Here is a 20,166-nt window from a genome sequence, read left to right as displayed (position 1 = left end):
AAAGCAACCGGGACCAGGCCGCAGCGGCAGGCACGGGCGCAAACGCAGCGCGCACGGGATTGTGAGACGCGCGGCGCGGCGTTCCGTTTTATGCTGACGACGAGGGCTGCTGGACGATGGAGACCGTTGCCATGACCGACATGACGAAACGCGCGTCAAGATGGGGCAGCGGCGCAAGAGCCGTGCTCGCAGCATTGGCGCTGGCCGGTGTTGCCGTGGCGCTGTGGCAGGCGCCGGCCATCTCGGCGGAGGACGCAGTGGCGATACCGCCGCCGGCGCTTGACGAGCAAGTGAAGCCGGGGCTGGAAAAGGCGGTGTTCGCGGGCGGTTGCTTCTGGGGCGTGCAAGGCGTGTTTCAGCACGTCAAGGGCGTGACGAGCGCGGTGTCCGGCTATGCCGGCGGCAGCGCCGACGATGCCGTCTACGAGACGGTGGGCACGGGGCGCACCGGCCATGCGGAATCGGTGGAGATCACCTACGATCCGGCCAAGGTGACCTATGGCCAGTTGCTGCAGGTCTATTTTTCGGTGGCGCACAATCCGACCCAGCTGAATTACCAGGGGCCGGACCGCGGGCCGCAATACCGCTCGACGGTGTTTGCCGCAAATGCCGAGCAGAAAAAGATCGCGCAGAGCTACATTGCCCAACTCGACGAGACCAAGGCGTTCGGCAAGCCGATCGTGACGACGCTGGAAACCGGCAAGGCGTTCTATCCGGCCGAGGCCTACCACCAGGACTTCCTCGAACTGAACCCGACCTATCCCTACATCGTCTATAACGACCTGCCCAAGGTCGAGAACCTGAAGAAGCTGTTCCCGCAGGTATACAGCGACAAGCCGGTGCTGGTGAAAGCGGCGACGAACTGATCAACCGGAGCGGCGCATTATTCGAGCCACCCGCCGCGAAAACCGGCGCGGCGCAGACCTTCGACCAGATAGGGCGAGCGACGCATCAGCCTCCAGACGAAGCCGCTGCGGTAATTCTCCAGCATCAGCACGACCGGACCCTGGTTGATGCCGACATGGTCGGGCGCGACCCACCCGGCCGGCGAACCGCCGGGCTCGGCCAGCGTCGGGTTGAAGGAGGCGGTGAAACCGTAAGGGTTGTCCATGTGCAGGTTGAGGTCGTGGAAATGGCGGATGGCCGGCAGCACGATCTCGGGTGCGAAGGGTAGCGAAGCCACCGCCGCCCAAGGCGAAACGGTCCCATCGTCCGGCCCGAACGGCGCGCCGCGCGCATGATATGAGAAGAAGCGGCGTTGCCGCTCGCCGACGGTGCGGCACATGCGGCCCGGCCCGTCGCTGGCCGTGATGCCCCAGCATTCGGCGCCGTAGCCGGCAAAGCCGCCTGGATTGCGCATGGCATAGGCGCGCTGGACATAGGTGGCGGTGCGGCTGTTTTCGAAATAGTCGCTGCCGTGTTCGCGCATGAAAGCGTCGCGGATACCGCGGAAATCCACCCAGATGTGCGAGAACTGGTGGATGAACAGCGGCCCGGCATAGACGAATTCGTGGCCGTAGACGCTTTTCCAGCGATAGGTGGAGAGCCAGGCCGCGTAACTTTCCGGCGGGATGGGGAAAGTCGGCGAGCCGAGCGCCAGCAAATAGAGGATCAACGCCTCATCGTAGCCGGCCCAGCGATAGCGCAGGAAGCCGCGCTCCGGCCGCCAGCCATGCGAGAGGGTGGCGCCGCCGTTCAGCGCCCAACGCCAATCGACGCGCCGATAGAGACGGTCGGCGAGGTCGCGGATTTCCGCTTCCTCCGCGCTGTCGTGGTTGAACCAGTGACCCGCCGCCAGCACGCCGGCCATAAGCAGCGCGGTGTCGATGGTGGAGAGTTCGCATTTCCAGACGCGGCGGCCGCTTTCCATGTCGAGGAAATGGTAGAAGAAGCCCTTGTAGCCAGCCGCGTCCCGCTCCGGGCCTTGCGGGCTGTTCCACAGGAAGCGCAGAACGGCCAGCGTCTTTCGACGCGCCTCCTCGCGGGTGCAAAAGCCGCGTTCGACACCGATGGGATAGGCTGTGAGCGCCATGCCCACGGCAGCAATGCTGGCTGGAGACCCGACGCGGGTGCGGTCGGCGACGAGCCCCGTGCGCGGGTTCGTCTCATGCAGGAAATAGCCGAAGGAAACCTTCTGCAGATCGGCCAAGTCCTGATCGATCGGGATGTCTGCGGTTATTTTCACGACGGCGGATTCAACTTTGTCTTGCCCGAAAACCGGCTCATCCCCTGCTAGTCGTAGGTCAGATCGCCGGCCTTGCCGCCGAAAACGCGATAGGCATAAAACGAGTAGAAGATGATGATCGGCAGCACGAAGACCGTGCCGACGAGAATGAAGGCCAGGCTTTCAGGCGCCGAGGCCGCCTGCCAGATGGTCAGCCTATCCGGCACCACGAAGGGATAGAACGACCAGGCGAGGCCGGCGAAGCCAAGCGCAAAGATTGCCGCGAGCGTGAGGAACGGCACGATGGAATGGCGGTCATTTTCCTTCGGCAAATGGAAAGTCTGGCGCCACAGCCACGCGAACAGCAGCGCTGAGAGGATGGGTAGCGGCGACAGATAGAGCATCTGTGGCCACACGAACCATTTGTCGAAGATGCGGGGGCTGGCAAAAGGCGTGGCCAGCGATATTGCCACCATGCCGAGCACGGTGAGCACCAGCGTCGAGCGCAGCCACAGCACCGCCTTTTGCTGCAAGGCGCCCTCGGTCTTGTAGATCAGCCAGGCCGCGCCCATTGCGGCATAGGAGGCGGCGAGGCAAAGCGCAACCAGCGCGCCAAAGGCCATTGCCGCGAGACCCGTATCGAGCCCCAGCACATAGATGCCGAGCATGTAACCCTGCGCCAGCGAGGCCAGCACGGATCCGGCAAAGAAGATGCCGTTCCAGCGCCGCTTGCGGCCAGCGGGCACCTTGGCGCGGAAGTCGAAGGCAACGCCGCGCAGGATGAGGCCGACCAGCAACAGGAAGGTCGGCAGATAAAGGGCGGTGAGGATGATGCCGTGCGCCAGCGGAAAAGCGACGAGCAAAAGGCCGACCGCCAGCACCAGCCAGGTTTCGTTGGCATCCCAGAACGGCCCGATGGCGGCGATCATGGTGTCTTTTTCGGCGTCGTCGGCAACGGAAAACAGGATGCCGATGCCGAGATCGAAACCGTCGAGCACAACATAGATGAGGATCGCAAGGCCCATCAGGCCCGCGAAGATCAGCGGCAGCAGGGTTGGCCAGTCGAGGGTCATGGGGTCTGCTCCCGGTCGTCGTTGCTGTCGGCGGCGCCATCTGCGCGCCCTCCACCGAGGTCGACTGCGCCCCCTCCACGGCAGCAGGCTTCGCCCCCTCCACCGCCTTCGGCGGTCCCCCTCCCCCGCTTCGCAGGGGAGGATCCAAGGTCGAGGCCGTCGCCACCGTTGATCCTCCCCCGTTTACGGGGGAGGGGGACCGCCGAAGGCGGTGGAGGGGGCGGCTTGGCAGTCGAAGAACTTGCGGCATGCGCGATCATAATCAGCACGCCTTCCAACGATTTTTCATTCAGGATGTCCGTGGCTGGAATTCTCAGAGTACGGATGCCCTGCTCAGACAGCCACCGATCCCGGCGTTTGTCATGCTCCATCTGTCCAGCAAGGTCATGGTGTGCGCCATCCACCTCGACGGCCAGCTTTGCCTCGGGACAATAAAAATCGAGCACATACGGCCCGGCCGCGTGCTGCCGCCTGAACCGCAAGGCTTCGAGGCGTCCTGCCCGCAGGCAATCCCACAACAGAACCTCGGGAAGGCTCATGTCGCGGCGAAGGCGTCGGGCATGTGCAAATGTCAAGGCCGGCGCGCGCATCACCCTCACCTCTCGCTTTGCGCCGGTTGCGAGAGCGCGGCGTTGAGCACGCCGGGCAAGGGCGAGGTATCGCCGTCCTTCGCCGCCTTCAACGCCAGATGCACCAGCACGCCGAGATAGGTGACGAGCAGTGCCGCATAGAGGATGAGATAGATGGCCAGCGTCAGCGCGACATGGCTGCCGGCAACCGGACCGACCGCATCGGCGGTCTTGAGAATGCCGGTGACCAGCCAGGGCTGGCGGCCGATCTCGGTGGTGTACCAGCCGGCAAGCGTCGCCACCCAGCCTGCCAGCGCCATCGGCACCATGAGCAGCGCCAAAGGTTTCGGCAGGCTGGCGCGGCGGCGGAGGAAAAAGGCGGCGGACCATGACACGGCGAGCATCAACAGGCCGGTGCCGACCATGATGCGAAAACCCCAGAAGACGGGAAAGACCGGCGGATGGTTACCTTCGAACTGGTCGAGACCCGGCACGACGCCGCCGGCGCTGTGCTTGAGGATGAGGCTGGCGCCATTGGGCACCGTGATCTCGAAACGGTTCTCCTTCGCCGCCTCGTCGGGAATGGCGAACAGCACCAGCGGCACGTTCGCCCCGGTATGCCAGTTGGCTTCCATGGCGGCGATCTTGGCCGGCTGATGCTCCAGCGTGTTCAGTCCGTGCAGGTCGCCGACGAAGATCTGCACCGGGATCAGCACGGCGGCAAGGAAGGTGCCGGTGCGCAACGCCTTCCACATGGAGTCCGAGCGGTCGCCCGCAAGGTAGCGCAAGGCGGAAAAGCCGGCGATGAGGAAGGCGACCGTGAGGCCCGAGGCGATCAGCATATGGATGAGCCGGTAGGGCATGGACGGATTGAAGATGACCGCCCACCAGTCGACGGCATGCGCCACGCCATCGCGAATCTCGTAACCGGTCGGGGTCTGCATCCAGGAATTGAGCGCAATGATCCAGAAGGCCGAGACGGTGGTGCCGCCGGCGACGAGAACGGTGGCGAGCGTGTGGATGCGGTTCGAGACACGGCGGAAGCCGAACAGCATGATGCCGAGGAAGGCGGCTTCGAGGAAGAAGGCGGTGAGGATCTCGTAGGCGAGCAAGGGGCCGGCGATATTGCCGACCGTTTCCATGTAGCCCGGCCAGTTGGTGCCGAACTGGAAGCTCATGGTGACGCCGGTGACGACGCCGAGCGCGAAGGACAGCGCGAACACCTTGACCCAGGTGAAGTAGGCCCGCATCCAGGCGGTGTCGCCGGTGGCGTTGTAGCGCAGCTTGAAGAAGAGAAGCACCCAGCCGAGAGCGATGGTGATGGTCGGAAACAGGATATGGAACGAGATGTTCGCTCCAAACTGAATCCGAGACAGTATGAGCGGGTCCATGGGCAAAGGCTCCGGCTGCTCTCCCAGGCAGAAACTAGGCGCTCAGGCAAACGCCGTCAAAGCGGCGCAGCGCCACGCGAGGCGAGGTGTCGCAGCATGCGCTATTTCGGCTCGCCGGTAACCGGGTCGAACCGGATTTCCACCTTGGCCTTGTCCACGGTGTAGTAAGTGACCTCGTAGGCTCCGTCGTCCCACTCGATGTCGCCGATGTAACGAAAGCCGTTGCGCTGCTCGACCTTGGCGACGATCTCGGAGAGTTTCTTCGCGTCCGGAGGCGGCGCCCGGTCGGTGTCCTGGGCATAGGCGCCGCTGGCAAGAAGGAAAGTCGCGATGGCGGCGGCAGAAACTGTCTTGAGCATGAGAACCCCTATATCTTGCAACCTGTCTTGCGATTTGAACCGGCAAACAAGAAACAACTCGCCCCGCCCCGCTTTGGTTCCCTGAAACGGAAATGGCGTGAAATGTCAGGAGGCACGTTGACATTGCGCGCGGCGCACCGACATTCAAGCATCAGAGACAAATTCATTCCAGCCGCAGTTTTCAGCCATGCAGCCAATCATTTCGATTTCCGGCGTTTCGAAAACCTATGCCTCCGGCTTCAATGCGCTGAAGGACATCAATCTGGACATCAGGCGCGGCGAAATTTTCGCCCTGCTTGGCCCCAATGGCGCGGGCAAGACGACGCTGATCTCGATCGTGTGCGGCATCGTCAACCGATCGGGCGGCACGATCACCGTGGACGGCCACGACATCGGCAGAGACTACCGCGCGGCGCGCGCGCTGATCGGGTTGGTGCCGCAGGAACTGACGGTCGAAGCGTTCGAGACGGTTCGGGCGACGCTGAGCTACAGCCGCGGCCTGTTCGGCAAGCCTGCCAATCCAGACCTCGTCGACAGGATCCTGAAGGACCTGTCTTTGTGGGACAAGCGCGACGCCAAGGTGATGACGCTGTCAGGCGGCATGAAGCGGCGGGTAATGATCGGCAAGGCGCTGGCGCACGAACCGAAGATCCTGTTCCTCGACGAACCGACGGCGGGCGTCGACGTGGAACTGCGGCAAGACATGTGGGCGATGGTGCGGCGGCTCAGCGAAAGCGGCGTGACCATCATCTTGACCACGCACTATATCGAGGAAGCCGAGGAGATGGCCGATCGCGTCGGCGTCATCAATCACGGCGAGATCATCCTGGTGGAAGACAAGAGCGAACTGATGCGCAAGCTCGGCCGCAAGCAGTTGAAGCTGGAACTGCGCCAGAAGCTGAGCGCCATTCCGGCCGCGCTGGCCGACTACAGGCTGGAGCTTTCCGGGGATGGCGAAGCGCTCACCTACACCTACGACAACCAGAGCGATCGGCCGGGCGTCGCTTCGCTGTTGCGCGACCTGGAGATAGCGGAAATCCAGTTCCGCGACCTCGATACGCAAAACAGCTCGCTCGAGGAAATCTTCGTCAACCTGGTGAGGCAGGCATGAACCGCCACGCGATCTGGGCCATCTACCGGTTCGAAATGGCCCGCACCTTGCGCACGCTTTTGCAGAGCATCGTGTCGCCGGTGATCTCGACCTCGCTCTATTTCGTCGTGTTCGGCGCGGCGATCGGTTCGCGCATCTCCGAAATCGGCGGCGTCAGTTACGGTGCCTTCATCGTGCCGGGGCTGATCATGCTGTCGCTGCTCACGCAGTCCATTTCGAACGCATCGTTCGGCATCTACTTCCCGAAATTCGTCGGCACGATCTACGAACTTTTGTCGGCGCCGGTTTCCTATCTGGAGATCGTCATCGCCTATGTGGGGGCGGCGGCAACCAAATCGGTGGCGATCGGGCTGATCATCCTGGCGACGGCCGCGCTGTTCGTGCCGCTGCATATCGAGCATCCGGTGTGGATGGTCTGCTTCCTGATCCTGACGGCGGTGACGTTCTCGCTGTTCGGCTTCATCATCGGCATCTGGGCGCAGAATTTCGAGCAACTCCAACTCGTGCCCCTGCTGGTCGTGATGCCGCTGACCTTCCTCGGCGGCGCGTTCTATTCGATCGACATGCTGCCGGAAATGTGGCGCACGATCACGCTGTTCAACCCGGTGGTCTATCTGATCAGCGGCTTCCGCTGGAGCTTCTTCGGCACGGCGGACGTTTCGCTGGCCATCAGCCTGGGCATGACGCTTGCCTTCCTCTTTGCCTGCATCATGGTGGTGGGGTGGATGTTCAAGACCGGCTACCGGCTGAGGACGTAGTTCCTGACCTCAGGCTGGGGGCGAGCCGAAGCCCGCCCCCATACCGAAAAGTTCCGGTCAGACAGCGATCTTGCCGCCGCCCTGCTTCGTGATGACGACAACAGCCGGACGCACCGGCATGTCAGGCTGGAAGTCCGGCCAGCGCGTGGACAGGTCCTCGTAGTAGGACGGACGGCCGAAGCCTTCCCACTCCTCGCCGCCGTCGCCCGGATGCTGGACGGCGACAAAGGCGGTCTCGTCATCGGGCGTGAACAGCGGTCCGCACATTTCCCCCCCTACCGGCACGCGGAAGAACAGCCTGGAGGTGGCGCGCGCTTCGCCTTCGGTGTCCACCGCCCACAGGCCGTCGGTGCGGCCGGTATCCTTGGCGTTGTTGCCGTCGGTCGAAACCCACAAGCGCCCGGCCGAATCGACGGCGCAATTGTCCGGCATGCCGAACCAGCCGTTGGCGGTGGTTGCGGTCGAAAAGGACGCGCCGACTTCGGCCACGGACGGATCGCCGCATTTCAAGAGCACTTCCCACTTGCCCTTGGTGGCGGTGAAATCGCCTTCGTCCTCGATGATCTCGATGATGTGGCCGAAAGCGTTCTTGGCGCGCGGGTTGGCGGCGTCGACGTCCTCGTCCTTGCGCTTGGTGTTGTTGGTGAGCATGACATAGACCTTGCCGGTGACGCCGTTCGGCTGGATGTCCTCCGGACGGTCCATCCTGGTGGCCTCCAGAAGGTCGGCGGCGCGGCGGGTTTCGATCAGCACGTCGGCCTGCGAGGCGAAGCCGTTTTCCGCAGTCAGCGGACCTTCGCCGAAGGTGAGCGGCAGCCATTCGAGCGAACCGTCCTCGGCGAATTTCGCCGTGTAGAGCGTGCCCTCATCGAGCAGGTCCATGTTGGCGGCGCGGTCGTCGGAATTGAACTTGCCGGCGGTAACGAACTTGTAGACGTAGTCGAAACGCTCGTCGTCGCCGAGGTAGAAGACGACGCGGCCGTCCCTGGCGACGATCGATTCGGCACCTTCGTGCTTGAAGCGGCCGAGAGCGGTGCGCTTCTTCGGCGTCGAGGTCGGGTCGTTGACGTCCACCTCCACGATCCAGCCGAAGCGGTTGGCCTCGTTCGGCTCCCTGGCGAGGTCGAAGCGCTCGTAGTGCGCGGCCCACTCGTAGGAGCCCTCCGGGATGCCGAGGCGCTTATAGTTCTGCGCTTCCTTGTGATCGGCCGGCAATTCGCCGGAGAAGTAGCCGTGGATGTTCTCCTCGGCCATCACATAGGTGCCCCAGGGGGTGACGCCGCCGGCGCAGTTGTTGACGGTGCCGAGCACCTTCAGGCCAGAGGGGTCGGCATTGGTCTTGACCCGGTCGTTGCCGGCGGCGGGACCGGAAAGCTGCATTTCGGTGTCGGCGGTGATGCGGCGGTTGAGCTTGCCGTCGCGCACGACCTGCCACTTGCCGCTTTCCTTCCTGATTTCGACGATGGTGCCGCCATGGGCAGCGATCTCGATATCGACTTGTTCCTTGCTGAGCGGCGCCTGTTCGAGCACCTTCTTGCCTTCCTTCTCGGCGACGGTGACGATGCCTGGGAACATCAGGTGCGGGTTGGTGTATTCGTGGTTGACGACGAGCAGGCCGTGCTCGGAGGAGCCTTCAAGGGGGATGTAGCCGACATAGTCGTTGTTGTAGCCGAACTGCTTCGCCTGCACCTCGGCGGACTGGTTGGCCGGGTCGAATTCCGGCGCATCGGCAAACAGCGGATCGCCCCAACGCAGGAGTACGTCGGCATCGTAGCCGGCAGCCACGTGGTGCTTCTCGTCGATACCGGCTGCGACCTCATCGAAGGAAAAGGCGGAAGCGCCGGCGGCGCGCGCCTTTTCGGCAGTGACGAGCGCAAGCGGGCTGACCGTCGCGGCAATCGCGGATACGGCCAGCGAACCCTTGAGGAAGCCGCGGCGTGAAAAGCGGGCGGCGATGATCTCGCCCATGGTGCGGTTGTCGGTGAGATTGGTGCCCGGCCCCTCATTTTCTTCAAGCAGGCTGGTGCGGAAGGTCGTTTCGTGCGCCGTCTGTTCGGTCATGGCTTGTCCTCTGGCTTTCAAATTGGCTGGGGCATTGCGCTCGCGAACCGGTAAAGGCGGCGGATAACAGTTTCATGACTTGCCGATGGAAAGTTGCCGGCAAGCCGCAGCCGTGCGGCCTGGCCGCTTGACCACGCCACACGGTTCGGGAACAAGGCTGGTTGACGCGCCATTCGGGGAAAACCAATGAGTCTGTCGGGAGCGATCCTGCTCGGTCTATCGACCGCGATATTCCTGCTCGCTGCCACGGTGGCGAAATATTGGGCGCTGGGGCCAAGCTTCGGCAAGCTGGTGCTGGCGCTGGTCCTTTATTCGCTGGGCAATCTCATCATGCTGAAGCTTGTTCGCGACTTCGGCATGTCGATCTCGTTTTCGCTGTCGGCGGTGATCCAGCTTGTGGCGGTCAACGTGGTGGCGCTCGCCTTCTTCAGCGAACGCCTCACCTCGCTGCAGGCGACGGGCATCGTGCTGGCAATCGTGGCGGTGGCGCTGATCACGCTCGGACCCTATCTCCAGGGCCGATGACCATGGAAACCGGCGCATGAAAGCAGTCGCGGCACTCCTGAACAGGGTAGAATTTCCCCTGCTTCTTGCCGGCGTCGTCATTGCCGGCGGGATGTGGGGATTTCTCGAACTGATGGAGGTGGCGCGCGACGGCGCTCCGCATTCGCTCGACAGCGAAATCCTCCTGTTCTTCCGCGTGGCCGGCCACCCTGACATGCCAATCGGTCCGCATTGGCTGCAAAATGCCGTGCGCGACATCACAGCGCTCGGCAGCGCCAGCGTGCTGACGCTGGTGACGGCGGCAACGGCCATCTACCTCTTCCTCGTCAGGAAATGGGCGACGGGACTGTTCGTGATCGCGGCGATTGCCAGCGGCCAGTTGCTCTCGACCCTGCTCAAGGCAGGCGTGGACCGGCCGAGGCCGGAACTGGTGTCGCATCTGATGCAGGAGACTTCGCTGTCTTTTCCCAGCGGCCACGCCATGATCTCGGCGCTGGCCTATCTGACGCTGGGCGCGTTGGCGAGTCGGGCCGTGCATGGCCGCACCGCCAAGATCTACGTGCTGTCGCTTGCCGTCTTCATTTCGCTGCTTGTCGGCGTCTCCCGCATCTATTTGGGCGTCCATTGGCCCTCGGACGTGCTGGCGGGCTGGTGCGCAGGCTTTGCCTGGGCCATGCTGTGGTGGCTGGCGGCGCGCCTGCTGCAGAGCCGCGGCGAACCCGAGACGGCTGACTGATTGTAACGCTTCAGATATCCATACTTATGTTTGACACATCACTATGAATGTATCATATATGCATATTGCAGATCTAGACGGGAGTTCCGACCAGTGATCACTGCAGCGCAGATGCGCGCGGCGCGGGCACTGGCCGGGATCGACCAGAGGACGCTTGCCGAGCGCGCCGGCGTTTCGCTGCCCACCATCCAGCGGATGGAAGCCAGCGAAGGCGTGGTTCGCGGCGTGGTGGATACGCTGATGAAGGTCATCCAGGCGCTCGAAGAGGCCGGGGTGGAACTGATCGGCGAGAACCAGGCCAGCGAACGCGGCGGCAGGGGCGTGCGCCTCAAGTCCCAATAGGCTTTTCGGTCCGGGTCCGCATCAAGCCGCGACGGCGGCCGCCGACGTTTCTTTCGAATGCCGACGATGCCGCGCTGGATACGAAGGCAGACCGATGGACCCGACCAGCCGCCAAAAGGCCGCAGGACCAAGCTTTCTCGACCTGTTCACGCCCAAGCTGGTGACGGTGCTGCGTGAAGGCTACCACCTGCCTCAATTCAAGGCGGATGCGATTGCCGGCCTGACGGTTGCGATCGTGGCGCTGCCGCTTTCGATGGCGATTGCCATTGCCTCTGGCGTCGGACCGGAAAGGGGCCTGTTCACCGCAATCGTCGGCGGCTTTCTCGTTTCGCTGCTCGGCGGCAGCCGCTTCCAGATTGGCGGGCCGGCGGGCGCCTTCATCGTTCTGGTGGCCGCGACCGTGGACCGGCACGGCGTCGACGGACTTATCCTGGCCACGATGATGTCCGGCCTGATGATGGTTGCGATGGGCCATCTCAGGCTCGGCACCTACATCAAATTCATCCCCTACCCTGTAACGGTCGGCTTCACCGCCGGCATCGCCGTCATCATCTTCGCCAGCCAGTTGCACGACCTGTTCGGCCTGACGCTGTCCGAAAAGGAACCGGGCGACCTGATCCCCAAGCTGATGGTGCTGGCGAAGGCGCTGCCGACAGTCAATGCCGGCGCGGTGGGGATCGCCGCACTGACCGCAGCCGCGATCGTCGGGCTCAATCGCTGGCGACCGACATGGCCGGGCATGCTGATCGCGGTCGCACTGGCATCTTGTGTCACCGTGCTGTTCGGGCTTGACGTGGAGACGATCGGCACGCGCTTCGGCGGCATCCCTTCCATGCTGCCTGAACCGACACTGCCAACGCTCGATCCGGCGACAATGCTGGCGGTGCTGCCGGATGCCATGGCCTTTACCCTGCTTGGTGCGATCGAATCGCTGCTTTCGGCGGTCGTGGCCGATGGCATGACGGGACGCCGCCACCGCTCCAACTGCGAACTGGTGGCGCAAGGGGTTGCCAATATCGGGGCTTCGCTGTTCGGCGGCATCTGCGTGACCGGCACCATCGCGCGCACGGCAACCAATGTGCGCGCCGGGGCGCATGGCCCGGTCGCCGGCATGCTGCATGCGGTGTTCCTGCTCCTGTTCATGCTGCTGGCGGCGCCGCTGGCCAGTTACATACCGCTGGCCACACTTGCCGGCGTGCTGGCGGTCGTGGCCTGGAACATGGTCGAGCGGCCGGCGTTCCGGGCCTTGCTCGCCTCTTCGCGCGGCGATGCGGCGGTGCTGCTCGCCACCTTCGGCCTGGTGATTTTCCGCGACCTCACCACCGGCATCGTCGTCGGCTTTTCGCTGGGGGCGCTTTTGTTCATCGGCCGCATGGCGCACCAGGTCGAGGTGGAGGCCCACACGCCTCTGGTAGCCGACGATGTTGCCGATGACGCGAACGGCGAGCGCAAGGCCTACGACCCCGCAACCGCCACCGATCCCGATACGGTGATCTACCGGATTTCAGGAGCCTTCTTCTTCGGCGCGGCGGCAACGGTCGGCTCGGTGCTCGATCGCATCGCCGACCAGCGCCGCACCTTCATCCTCGATTGCTCGGCGGTGCCGTTCATCGATTCGACCGCCGCAAACGTCATCGAGGGCGCGGCGCAAAAGGCAAGGAAAGCCGGCGTGCGCTTCTACATAGCCGGCGCATCCCCACAGGTGCGACGCATGCTGACGACCCATGGCGTGACACCGCCGCTGGCGAATTTTGCCGCTTCAGTCAGGGACGTTCCGGCTCTTTTTGAGACAGCGGCGGAAGCGCGATAGGGGAAGCGTCGCCCCACACCACCGTCTTGTAGTCGAAGCCGTATTCCAGCGTCGGCTTGACGATGCGGAAATAGGGCGACAGGTCGAAGTCGCGCGGCGTGTAGAGCGAATAGTGGCGGATGTGCAGGATTTCCTGCCGCGAATAATTCGATTGCGCCGAAGCGCGGCCGGGCGCCAGCGTGATCTCCGGCAGGATGGGGTAGCGGATCTCGCCATAGGCCTGGGCAATCAGCGTCGAGCAGATGGCACGGGTGGGGTCGCCCGAACCGAAGGCGATCAAGCGGCGGCGCCAGCGCACCGGCACCGGCGGCGCCGGGAAGAAATAGCGCAGCATGTCGAAGATGTTCTTCACGTCGTAGCTCAGGCCGAGCTTGCCTATCATGAAGGCGACGACGTGGTCGCGATCTTCGGGCGACAAACCGCTCGCCCGGCAGATACGGGTGTTGTAGGTGCGATAATTCGACAAGGGTACGGCCACGCAGCCATCGCCGATGGTGACCTCGATGAGGCGCGGCCGCTCCGAGCCGTCCTCCGGTTCCGGCAAGGCGTCGCCGACATAGAGCGCGGCATGCGACCATGTCGACTGGGTGAGGTACTTGATGGCCGCCGAAATCTTCTGGTTGCCTTCGACAAGCAGGATGTCGCCCGGTTCCAGCGTACGGCGCAGCGTGTCAGGATCGGAGGGCGTGTACGGCTCATAGCCCGAGGATTCGACCTGCAGCCGGCCGGCAAGCCAGCGGCCAAGCTTGTCGAGAAATGTTTCGGCAGGTGCTGTCATGCTTCAAATCGTTCTCCGGCCGCAATCTCGCGCCTCAGACATTGGATGCCTCATCACTGCACGCGTTCCGGAAAGCCGTTCAGGGCCAGCGAGGCATTGGAATAGCGCAGTTCGCCCGTGACCTCGCGGTCGAGCCAGGCGGGCAACAGATCGTCCGCCACCTTGTCGGCGGTCTCGAGTTCGGCGACGACGAGACCGTCGAGTTCACCGTTGAACACGTCGACCTCATAGAGATAATTCTTGTGGCGGACGTGATGGCGTGTCTTGCGGATGACCGTGCCGATGGCGAAGGCCAGCATCTCGCGGGCGTCGGCCAGCGGCACCGGATATTCGAACTCGTCACGCTGCAAAAGGTCGCTGCCGAATTTCAGCGTCAACTTGGCGGCCTTGCCGTCGGAAATGCGAACGCGGATCGAGCGCTCGGCGGAAATCGCCAGATAGAACTGGACGATGGCGATGCTGGCCTCGGCGGCGGCGCGCCACGCTGCATCCTTTACCAGAAACTTGCGTTCTATTTCCTTGGCCATGGCCGGGACTAAAGCGCGTGCGGTCAGCCAAATCAACCGCAGCAGCGGTAGTTAAACTGGGCATGATTGACTTTAATCAATCGATTGATTAAATTATGCGTCATGACGAAAGCAGCCAATGTCAGGTCGGGCCGGCGCAAAGCGGCCCCCTCACCGGCGGAAGTGACGCGCGAAGCGCTGATCCGGGCCGCGCTGAAGCTGTTTGGCCGGCAGGGTTTCGAGGGCACCTCGACGCGCGAAATCGCGGCGGCGGCGAATGCCAATATCGGCTCCATCGCCTATCATTTCGGCGGCAAGGAAGGCCTGCACGCGGCGGCGGCGGACTACATCGTCGAGACCGTGCAGACCATTGCCGCGCAGGCGCTCGGCAACGTGCAGGCACCGGCCATGGACGCCGATCCCGAGGCAGCGCGGGCGCAACTGTTTGCGACGCTGGAGCGCATGGTGCTGTTCTTCGTCGTGACGCCGGAGGCCGGCGACATCGCCCAGTTCATGCTGCGCGAGGTCTCGCAGCCGACCACGGCGCTGGACCGCATCTACCAAGGCGTCTTCGAGCCGCTGCACCGGCGGCTTTGCCTGATCTGGGAACAGGCGACGGGCGAACCGGCGGAAAGCGAGCGCACCAGGCTCACCGTGTTCACGCTGATCGGACAGGTGGTCTATTTCCGCATCGGCCGCGACGTAGTGCTGAAGCGCATGGGCTGGGACGGTATCGGCGACAAGGAGGCCGACAAGGTGCTTGGCGTGATGCGCGACAATCTCGGCGCCATCCTGGCGGCGCGAAAAGGTGAAAACACATGAGCTTTTTCTGTTACGTCCCGCTGGCCATGCAGTTGTTTTCAGCCTGCGCAGCGCCGCCGCCGCTGGCGGTCGGCTATGTCGAGGGCGACTATGTCCTGCTCGCCCCGATCGAGGTGGCACAGGTCAAGGATGTGAGCGTGAAGCGCGGCGACCGGGTCGAACCCAGCATCCCGCTGGTGACTTTGGAAAGTGCCGACGCCGAGATCGCCGTCGCACAAGCCGACGCCGCGTTGTCGCAGGCGCAAGCCCAGCTTGCCAACCTCAAGGTCGGCAGGCGACCGGAGGAGATCGCGGTGCTGCAAGCCGCCGTACGCTCGGCCAATGCCCAGGCAGACGAAGCCAGGCGAGTGCTGGAGCGGACGCAGGACCTTGCCAAGCGCGGCATCGCCACCCAGGCGCAGCTTGACGAGGCGACTACCGCCGTCGAAGTGGCCGAGGCGCAGATCGGCCAGAGCGAGGCAAATCTCGCCGTGGCCGGCCTGCCGGCGCGCCCCGAGGAGATCAAGGCGGCGAACGGCCAGGTCAAGCAGGCTGAGGCCGCGCTGGAGCAGGCGAAGTGGCGGCTGTCGAAGCGGTCGCTCGCCGCCCCCGCCCCCGGCCGCGTCAACGACATCATCCGTAATGCCGGCGATACGGCCGGGCCGACGGCCCCTGTGGTTTCCATCCTGCCGGACGGCGCGGTGAAGCTTACGGTCTACGTGCCGCAGGAAGCATTTTCGTCGGTCAAGGTCGGCTCGGAACTTGCCATTCACTGCGACGGCTGCGCCGACGACCTGAGGGCGCGCGTGAGCTACGTATCGCCCGATCCCGAATTCACGCCGCCGGTGATCTATTCGCTCGATAACCGGCAGAAGCTGGTCTACTTGGTCGAGGCGCGTCCGGAAGGCGAGGCGACGCTGCTGCAGCCGGGCCAGATCGTCGATGTCGCCCTGGTGGATCCAGACCAATGAACGCCATCGACGTTCGCGGCCTGGTCAAGCGCTTCGGCGACAAGACGGTGGTCGATCACGTCACCATGTCGGTCGCCGAAGGCGAGATCGTCGGCTTCCTCGGCCCCAACGGCTCGGGCAAGACCACGACCATCCGCATGATGTGCGGCCTGCTGACGCCCGACGAGGGCGACGGCACCGTGCTTGGCTACGACCTGCTCACCGAAGGCCTGATGATCAAGCGCGAAGTCGGCTACATGACGCAGAAGTTCTCGTTCTACGAGGACCTGACCATCGGAGAGAACCTCGAATTCGTGGCGCGTCTCTACCAGTTGCAGCCGGTCGAAACCTATGTCTCGGATACGCTGGCCGACCTCGGCCTGACCTCGCGGCGCAACCAGATCGCGGGTACGCTGTCGGGTGGCTGGAAGCAGCGGCTGGCGCTGGCCGCCTGCATCATGCACAAGCCGAAGCTGTTGTTGCTCGACGAGCCGACGGCGGGCGTCGATCCCAAGGCGCGGCGCGAATTCTGGGACGAAATCCACCTGCTGGCCAGCGGCGGGCTGACCGTGCTGGTCTCCACCCACTACATGGACGAGGCCGAGCGCTGCCACCGCATCAGCTACATCTCCTACGGAAAGATGCTGGCCACCGGCACTGTGGACGAGGTGGTGCGCAACGCCGGGCTGACCACGTTTGTGGTGCAGGGGCAGCGGCTGGACAGGGTGGCCGCGGCGCTGGCCGGCAAGCCCGGCGTCGAGCAGGTGGCACCGTTCGGCGCGACGCTGCATGTGGTGGGCTCCGACAAGGCTGCGCTGCAAACATCGCTCACCGAGATGGAGAGGCATCACCCCGGCGTGACGGTGACCGCTGGCGAAACCAGCCTCGAAGACGTCTTCATCCAGTTCATGGCCGGTGCGAAGGACAATATGTGATGAGGATTGTCGCTCGATTGGGGAAACACACCCTCACCGCCCCTTCGGACCACCTCTCCCCCCGCCCGGAGAAGAGGAAACGCTGCCGCAAGGCCGGCGCCATAGGGGCTGTCCACCGCGAGGCCTTGCCATGAACGGTGATTTCTCCCTTTCGAGGCTGAATGCGCTGCTGGTGAAGGAGTTCATCCAGATGCGGCGCGACCGCGTAACCTTCGCCATGATGCTCGGCGTGCCGCTGATGCTTCTGGTGCTGTTCGGCTTCGCCATCAACAACGATCCCAAGAGCCTGCCGGCGGCACTTCTGGCGATGAGCAACGACCAGTACACCCGCGCCGTGGTGTCGGCGCTGGAGAACACCAACTATTACCGTTTCGACCATATCGCCGAGACCCAGGAAGAAGCGGATGCGCTGATGGCGAGCGGAGAGGTGACGTTCGTGGTCACCATTCCCGCAGACTTCGGACGACGGGTGGAACGCGGCGACAGGCCGCAAATCCTGATCGAGGCGGACGCCACCGACCCTTCGGTGGCAAGCGGCGCGATCTCGACCCTGGGAACGATTGCCGGCCAAGCGCTGCTGCGGGCACAAGGCCAGCAAGCGGCCGCGGCCGAGAATGCGCGCGGCCAACTCGATGTGGTGGTGCACCGGCGCTACAACCCGGAGGGCATTTCGCAGTACAACATCGTGCCCGGCCTGCTTGGCGTCATCCTGCAAATGACCATGGTGATGATGACCTCGATCGCACTGACGCGCGAGACGGAGCGCGGCACCATGGAAAACCTGCTCGCCATGCCGTCCAGCCCGCTGGAGATCATGATGGGCAAGGTGCTGCCCTATGCCTGCGTCGGCGCGGTGCAGGTGGTGGTGGTGCTGATCGCGGCCAAGCTGTTGTTCTTCGTCCCCTTCGTCGGCGGCCTGCCGCTCTTGCTGTCGTCCATCCTCGTTTTCGTGCTGGGGCTGGTTCTGCTCGGCTACACCATTTCGACGGTTTCGCGCACCCAGATGCAGGCCATGCAACTGACCTTCTTCTTCTTCCTCCCGTCGATCCTTTTGTCCGGATTCATGTTTCCGTTCAGCGGCATGCCGGTATGGGCGCAATGGCTGGGCGAAATCTTCCCGCTCACCCATTTCCTGCGCATCGTGCGCGCGGTGATGCTGAAAGGCGCGGAATTTCCAGCGATCGCAACCGAAGTGGCCTGGCTGTTCGGCTTCGTGCTGTTGTTTGCGGGCTTTGCCCTGCTGCGTTTCCGGCGAACTCTGGATTGACGGCGATCAGGCTTCAGCGATCATCCTGGAATAGACATCGAAGTCGACATTGCCGCCCGACAGCACGACCGCCACGCACTTGCCTTGCAAGTCGATGCGGCCGGAAGAAAGAGCGGCAAGCGCGACCGATCCGCCCGGTTCGACCACCAGCTTGAGATGGGCCATGGCGTCCCGCATGGCCAGGGCTACCGCTTGCTCCGAAACGGCAACCACACCGGCAAGATTGCGGCGGTTTATCTCGAAGGTGATGAGGCCGGGCTCGGAGGTCAGCAAGGCATCGCAGGAGGAAACGTGGCCGGGTTCATTGGCGACCCGCCGGCCCGCTTCCAGCGAGCGGCGGGTGTCGTCGAAATGTTCCGGCTCCGCTCCCCAGATCGCCGTAGCGGCTGACGCGTCCTTGACGGCGAGCGAGATGCCGCCGATCAAACCGCCGCCGCCGCACGGCACCACCACCGCGTCGAGACTGACGCCGAGTTTCGCCGCCTGTTCCACGATTTCGAGGCCGACCGTACCCTGCCCGGCAATGATGGCCGGATCGTCAAAGGGCGGAACCAGAACCATGCCGCGATCAAGATAAGGCTGCACGACATCCTCACGCCTGTCGCGGAAGCGATCGAAGGGGACGACCTCGGCACCCATGCGCCGCACGTTGCCGACCTTGGCCTGCGGCGCATCCGACGGCATGGCGATGACAGCCTTTGCCCCGAACAGGGCCGCCGAAGCAGCGACGCCTTGCGCGTGGTTGCCGGACGAAAAGGCAACGATGCCGCGCGCGCGCTCCTCCTCGCTGAGACCGGAGATCTTGTTGTAGGCACCGCGGAACTTGAACGAACCGGTGCGCTGCAGCACTTCGGGCTTGAACAGCACCCGGCCGCCGAAGCGCTCGTTGAGGGCCGGCGACTCGACGATCGGCGTGCGCACCGCAAGGTCGGCAAGGCGCTGCGCGGCACGGCGGATATCGGCAATGCCGGGCAAGCCGGCGGAAAAGGTGGCGGTCATGGCAGAACCCCAGGCCGTGGTGACGAACTAAAAGGCCTTGTTCTTTACCATTCCCGCAAAACGGCGACCTGCACCAATGAAATTTTACGATCGCAACCATCAAGGCGCCGCAATCGTCGCGTCCTGAGGCGACGAAGGCGGGACACTCACCAACTATTTCGGGGCAATCGTCAAAGCTGATTTGAACCGGATCGCTCTGGCGTCGTTATGGTCCCGACAGGAGGCCTTGTAATGCGAAACATACTGAAAACCGCCCTGATTGCGGCGACGCTTGCCCTGGCAGGTGCTGCCGCAAATGTCGCGCAAGCCGAAACGCTTGAACTGCAACTCGGTCCGGACGGACCGAGGATGCTCATGAGAGACGACTGCAACCCATATCGCGAGCGTTGCCGCGGTGAGGATCGGCGATATGACGACCGTCGTTATGACGATCGGCGCTACTACGACCGGCGTCCCGACGATCGGGGCTGGGCACGGCGCGAATGCGCGCCGCAGCGTGCCGTGGCCAAAGCCGAGAGGATGGGGATCCGGCGCGCACGCATCGTCGACGTCGGCCGGCGCACGATCGATGTCAGCGGCCGCTCGCGCTACGGCGAGCGTGTCGTCGTCAGCTTCGGCCGCTGGGACAGAAGCTGCCCGCTCTACCGCTGACGGCGTACCATGCTTGCGGCGGGGCGCCGTATCCGATGCCCCGCCAGCAGTTTCATCCCAGCAATTCGCGCTGGCGCTTGGCACCACCCGCCTTTCGCCACGCGTTGAAGCGATGGGTCGCGGCGGCGAACGAGATCTTCATCTGCTGCGCGACCGTATAGCGCGTCTTGCCCTCATCGAACATTCGGTAGCAGCATTCGACGCCCTCCGTGGTCAACTTGCCATCGGACGTCTTGTTGTGCGGATTGGCGGGGTCGAATTTCTCCACCTCCTGCTCGACCATGCCCTTGAGGCGGTGCAGGTCCGCTTCGATGGAGGCAATCAGGTCCAGCAGCGGCTTCGGATCGAACGCGTTTACGTGCTCCTTGTGCATGTCGGTGCCTTCCGGGGGAGTTCTACAG

Annotated in this window: 22 protein-coding genes; 12 read left to right on the top strand and 10 right to left on the bottom strand. The window is 63.9% G+C overall.

The genetic code is table 11. The annotated features are described in order from the left end of the window. Positions 1 to 140 precede the first annotated feature (140 nt). Complete coding sequence (gene msrA / locus ASD64_RS09155; protein WP_413813594.1) at positions 141 to 866, top strand: peptide-methionine (S)-S-oxide reductase MsrA; 726 nt, start codon at positions 141 to 143, stop codon at positions 864 to 866. 17 nt (positions 867 to 883) lie between these two features. Here the strand turns inward: msrA and ASD64_RS09150 are convergent, their stop codons facing one another. From ASD64_RS09150 to ASD64_RS09130, 5 genes are all read right to left on the bottom strand, one after another. Then, a complete protein-coding gene (locus tag ASD64_RS09150) occupies positions 884 to 2,167 on the bottom strand; it encodes a glucoamylase family protein (RefSeq protein WP_200957827.1) in 1,284 nt (427 codons plus the stop codon). 65 nt (positions 2,168 to 2,232) lie between these two features. Further along, on the bottom strand, positions 2,233 to 3,237 hold the full coding sequence (locus ASD64_RS09145) for a cytochrome d ubiquinol oxidase subunit II (protein ID WP_056103987.1): 1,005 nt from the start codon (positions 3,235 to 3,237) through the stop codon (positions 2,233 to 2,235). Then, positions 3,234 to 3,827, bottom strand: coding sequence for an endonuclease domain-containing protein (locus tag ASD64_RS20585; RefSeq protein WP_082549925.1), 594 nt, complete (start codon positions 3,825 to 3,827; stop codon positions 3,234 to 3,236). Before ASD64_RS20585 ends, ASD64_RS09145 begins: the two co-directional genes overlap by 4 nt. Positions 3,828 to 3,832: 5 nt before the next feature. After that, on the bottom strand, positions 3,833 to 5,197 hold the full coding sequence (locus ASD64_RS09135) for a cytochrome ubiquinol oxidase subunit I (protein ID WP_056103984.1): 1,365 nt from the start codon (positions 5,195 to 5,197) through the stop codon (positions 3,833 to 3,835). A gap of 101 nt (positions 5,198 to 5,298) precedes the next feature. Continuing rightward, complete coding sequence (locus ASD64_RS09130) at positions 5,299 to 5,556, bottom strand: PepSY domain-containing protein (protein ID WP_056103981.1); 258 nt, start codon at positions 5,554 to 5,556, stop codon at positions 5,299 to 5,301. Positions 5,557 to 5,743: 187 nt separating this feature from the next. On the opposite strand from ASD64_RS09130, the gene ASD64_RS09125 reads away from it, so the two are divergent. Together ASD64_RS09125 and ASD64_RS09120 are read left to right on the top strand one after the other, a co-directional pair. After that, on the top strand, positions 5,744 to 6,667 hold the full coding sequence (locus ASD64_RS09125; protein WP_056103978.1) for an ABC transporter ATP-binding protein: 924 nt from the start codon (positions 5,744 to 5,746) through the stop codon (positions 6,665 to 6,667). Next, on the top strand, positions 6,664 to 7,425 hold the full coding sequence (locus ASD64_RS09120) for an ABC transporter permease (RefSeq protein WP_056103975.1): 762 nt from the start codon (positions 6,664 to 6,666) through the stop codon (positions 7,423 to 7,425). Before ASD64_RS09125 ends, ASD64_RS09120 begins: the two co-directional genes overlap by 4 nt. A gap of 57 nt (positions 7,426 to 7,482) precedes the next feature. Here the strand turns inward: ASD64_RS09120 and ASD64_RS09115 are convergent, their stop codons facing one another. Then, positions 7,483 to 9,486, bottom strand: coding sequence for a PhoX family protein (locus tag ASD64_RS09115; protein ID WP_056103971.1), 2,004 nt, complete (start codon positions 9,484 to 9,486; stop codon positions 7,483 to 7,485). Between the two features lie 186 nt (positions 9,487 to 9,672). On the opposite strand from ASD64_RS09115, the gene ASD64_RS09110 reads away from it, so the two are divergent. The 4 genes from ASD64_RS09110 to ASD64_RS09095 all read left to right on the top strand — a co-directional run bounded on the left by ASD64_RS09110 (position 9,673) and on the right by ASD64_RS09095 (position 12,878). Further along, positions 9,673 to 10,011 (top strand): hypothetical protein, encoded by a 339-nt coding sequence (locus ASD64_RS09110; RefSeq protein ID WP_056103968.1) that lies wholly within the window; start codon positions 9,673 to 9,675, stop codon positions 10,009 to 10,011. A 16-nt stretch (positions 10,012 to 10,027) separates the two neighbouring features. Then, positions 10,028 to 10,726 (top strand): phosphatase PAP2 family protein, encoded by a 699-nt coding sequence (locus tag ASD64_RS09105; RefSeq protein ID WP_056103965.1) that lies wholly within the window; start codon positions 10,028 to 10,030, stop codon positions 10,724 to 10,726. A 93-nt stretch (positions 10,727 to 10,819) separates the two neighbouring features. Continuing rightward, positions 10,820 to 11,068: a helix-turn-helix domain-containing protein gene (locus tag ASD64_RS09100; protein ID WP_056103962.1), complete on the top strand. Its 249-nt coding sequence runs from the start codon at positions 10,820 to 10,822 to the stop codon at positions 11,066 to 11,068. A 94-nt stretch (positions 11,069 to 11,162) separates the two neighbouring features. Further along, positions 11,163 to 12,878: a SulP family inorganic anion transporter gene (locus tag ASD64_RS09095; protein ID WP_056103959.1), complete on the top strand. Its 1,716-nt coding sequence runs from the start codon at positions 11,163 to 11,165 to the stop codon at positions 12,876 to 12,878. Here ASD64_RS09095 and ASD64_RS09090 read toward each other — a convergent pair. Together ASD64_RS09090 and ASD64_RS09085 are read right to left on the bottom strand one after the other, a co-directional pair. Beyond that, on the bottom strand, positions 12,832 to 13,656 hold the full coding sequence (locus ASD64_RS09090; RefSeq protein WP_056103956.1) for a YiiX/YebB-like N1pC/P60 family cysteine hydrolase: 825 nt from the start codon (positions 13,654 to 13,656) through the stop codon (positions 12,832 to 12,834). The two genes, ASD64_RS09095 and ASD64_RS09090, sit on opposite strands and share 47 nt — an antisense overlap. Positions 13,657 to 13,709: 53 nt before the next feature. After that, positions 13,710 to 14,183, bottom strand: coding sequence for a CYTH domain-containing protein (locus ASD64_RS09085; RefSeq protein WP_056103953.1), 474 nt, complete (start codon positions 14,181 to 14,183; stop codon positions 13,710 to 13,712). 102 nt (positions 14,184 to 14,285) lie between these two features. Between ASD64_RS09085 and ASD64_RS09080 the strand changes: the two genes are divergently transcribed. The 4 genes from ASD64_RS09080 (at position 14,286) to ASD64_RS09065 (ending at position 18,115) form a co-directional block, all read left to right on the top strand. Next, complete coding sequence (locus ASD64_RS09080) at positions 14,286 to 14,984, top strand: CerR family C-terminal domain-containing protein (RefSeq protein WP_056103950.1); 699 nt, start codon at positions 14,286 to 14,288, stop codon at positions 14,982 to 14,984. Beyond that, entirely contained in the window at positions 14,981 to 15,934 is a 954-nt protein-coding gene (locus ASD64_RS09075) for an HlyD family secretion protein (RefSeq protein ID WP_056103947.1), read from the top strand. The genes ASD64_RS09080 and ASD64_RS09075 overlap by 4 nt, the downstream gene beginning before the upstream one ends. After that, positions 15,931 to 16,848, top strand: a complete 918-nt coding sequence (locus tag ASD64_RS09070) for an ATP-binding cassette domain-containing protein (RefSeq protein WP_056103946.1) — start codon at positions 15,931 to 15,933, stop codon at positions 16,846 to 16,848. The genes ASD64_RS09075 and ASD64_RS09070 overlap by 4 nt, the downstream gene beginning before the upstream one ends. A gap of 130 nt (positions 16,849 to 16,978) precedes the next feature. After that, the gene (locus ASD64_RS09065; protein WP_056103941.1) at positions 16,979 to 18,115 is read left to right on the top strand and encodes an ABC transporter permease; all 1,137 of its coding nucleotides are present in this window, start codon (positions 16,979 to 16,981) and stop codon (positions 18,113 to 18,115) included. Between the two features lie 6 nt (positions 18,116 to 18,121). Here ASD64_RS09065 and ASD64_RS09060 read toward each other — a convergent pair whose 3' ends face one another. After that, positions 18,122 to 19,114, bottom strand: a complete 993-nt coding sequence (locus ASD64_RS09060) for a threonine/serine dehydratase (protein ID WP_056103938.1) — start codon at positions 19,112 to 19,114, stop codon at positions 18,122 to 18,124. Positions 19,115 to 19,345: 231 nt separating this feature from the next. Between ASD64_RS09060 and ASD64_RS09055 the strand changes: the two genes are divergently transcribed. Next, positions 19,346 to 19,765 carry a hypothetical protein gene (locus ASD64_RS09055; RefSeq protein WP_056103935.1) on the top strand — a complete coding sequence of 140 codons (420 nt, stop codon included), beginning with the start codon at positions 19,346 to 19,348 and terminating at the stop codon, positions 19,763 to 19,765. Between the two features lie 52 nt (positions 19,766 to 19,817). Here ASD64_RS09055 and ASD64_RS09050 read toward each other — a convergent pair whose 3' ends face one another. Next, positions 19,818 to 20,138, bottom strand: coding sequence for a hypothetical protein (locus ASD64_RS09050; RefSeq protein ID WP_056103932.1), 321 nt, complete (start codon positions 20,136 to 20,138; stop codon positions 19,818 to 19,820). Between the last annotated feature and the right edge of the window lie 28 nt (positions 20,139 to 20,166).

Source organism: Mesorhizobium sp. Root157 (assembly GCF_001427385.1).
Lineage (GTDB): Bacteria > Pseudomonadota > Alphaproteobacteria > Rhizobiales > Rhizobiaceae > Mesorhizobium.
The sequence above is the reverse complement of the archived record's forward strand: the minus strand, read 5'-3'. Positions and strand labels throughout refer to the sequence as shown.

Coding starts and splice junctions, on each gene's coding strand:
- msrA (WP_413813594.1), top strand. CDS start 141: ATGACGAAACGCGCGTCAAGATGGGGCAGCGGCGCAAGAGCCGTGCTC.
- ASD64_RS09145 (WP_056103987.1), bottom strand. CDS start 3,237: ATGACCCTCGACTGGCCAACCCTGCTGCCGCTGATCTTCGCGGGCCTG.
- ASD64_RS20585 (WP_082549925.1), bottom strand. CDS start 3,827: ATGCGCGCGCCGGCCTTGACATTTGCACATGCCCGACGCCTTCGCCGC.
- ASD64_RS09135 (WP_056103984.1), bottom strand. CDS start 5,197: ATGGACCCGCTCATACTGTCTCGGATTCAGTTTGGAGCGAACATCTCG.
- ASD64_RS09130 (WP_056103981.1), bottom strand. CDS start 5,556: ATGCTCAAGACAGTTTCTGCCGCCGCCATCGCGACTTTCCTTCTTGCC.
- ASD64_RS09125 (WP_056103978.1), top strand. CDS start 5,744: ATGCAGCCAATCATTTCGATTTCCGGCGTTTCGAAAACCTATGCCTCC.
- ASD64_RS09120 (WP_056103975.1), top strand. CDS start 6,664: ATGAACCGCCACGCGATCTGGGCCATCTACCGGTTCGAAATGGCCCGC.
- ASD64_RS09115 (WP_056103971.1), bottom strand. CDS start 9,486: ATGACCGAACAGACGGCGCACGAAACGACCTTCCGCACCAGCCTGCTT.
- ASD64_RS09110 (WP_056103968.1), top strand. CDS start 9,673: ATGAGTCTGTCGGGAGCGATCCTGCTCGGTCTATCGACCGCGATATTC.
- ASD64_RS09105 (WP_056103965.1), top strand. CDS start 10,028: ATGAAAGCAGTCGCGGCACTCCTGAACAGGGTAGAATTTCCCCTGCTT.
- ASD64_RS09095 (WP_056103959.1), top strand. CDS start 11,163: ATGGACCCGACCAGCCGCCAAAAGGCCGCAGGACCAAGCTTTCTCGAC.
- ASD64_RS09090 (WP_056103956.1), bottom strand. CDS start 13,656: ATGACAGCACCTGCCGAAACATTTCTCGACAAGCTTGGCCGCTGGCTT.
- ASD64_RS09085 (WP_056103953.1), bottom strand. CDS start 14,183: ATGGCCAAGGAAATAGAACGCAAGTTTCTGGTAAAGGATGCAGCGTGG.
- ASD64_RS09080 (WP_056103950.1), top strand. CDS start 14,286: ATGACGAAAGCAGCCAATGTCAGGTCGGGCCGGCGCAAAGCGGCCCCC.
- ASD64_RS09075 (WP_056103947.1), top strand. CDS start 14,981: ATGAGCTTTTTCTGTTACGTCCCGCTGGCCATGCAGTTGTTTTCAGCC.
- ASD64_RS09070 (WP_056103946.1), top strand. CDS start 15,931: ATGAACGCCATCGACGTTCGCGGCCTGGTCAAGCGCTTCGGCGACAAG.
- ASD64_RS09065 (WP_056103941.1), top strand. CDS start 16,979: ATGAACGGTGATTTCTCCCTTTCGAGGCTGAATGCGCTGCTGGTGAAG.
- ASD64_RS09060 (WP_056103938.1), bottom strand. CDS start 19,114: ATGACCGCCACCTTTTCCGCCGGCTTGCCCGGCATTGCCGATATCCGC.
- ASD64_RS09055 (WP_056103935.1), top strand. CDS start 19,346: ATGCGAAACATACTGAAAACCGCCCTGATTGCGGCGACGCTTGCCCTG.
- ASD64_RS09050 (WP_056103932.1), bottom strand. CDS start 20,138: ATGCACAAGGAGCACGTAAACGCGTTCGATCCGAAGCCGCTGCTGGAC.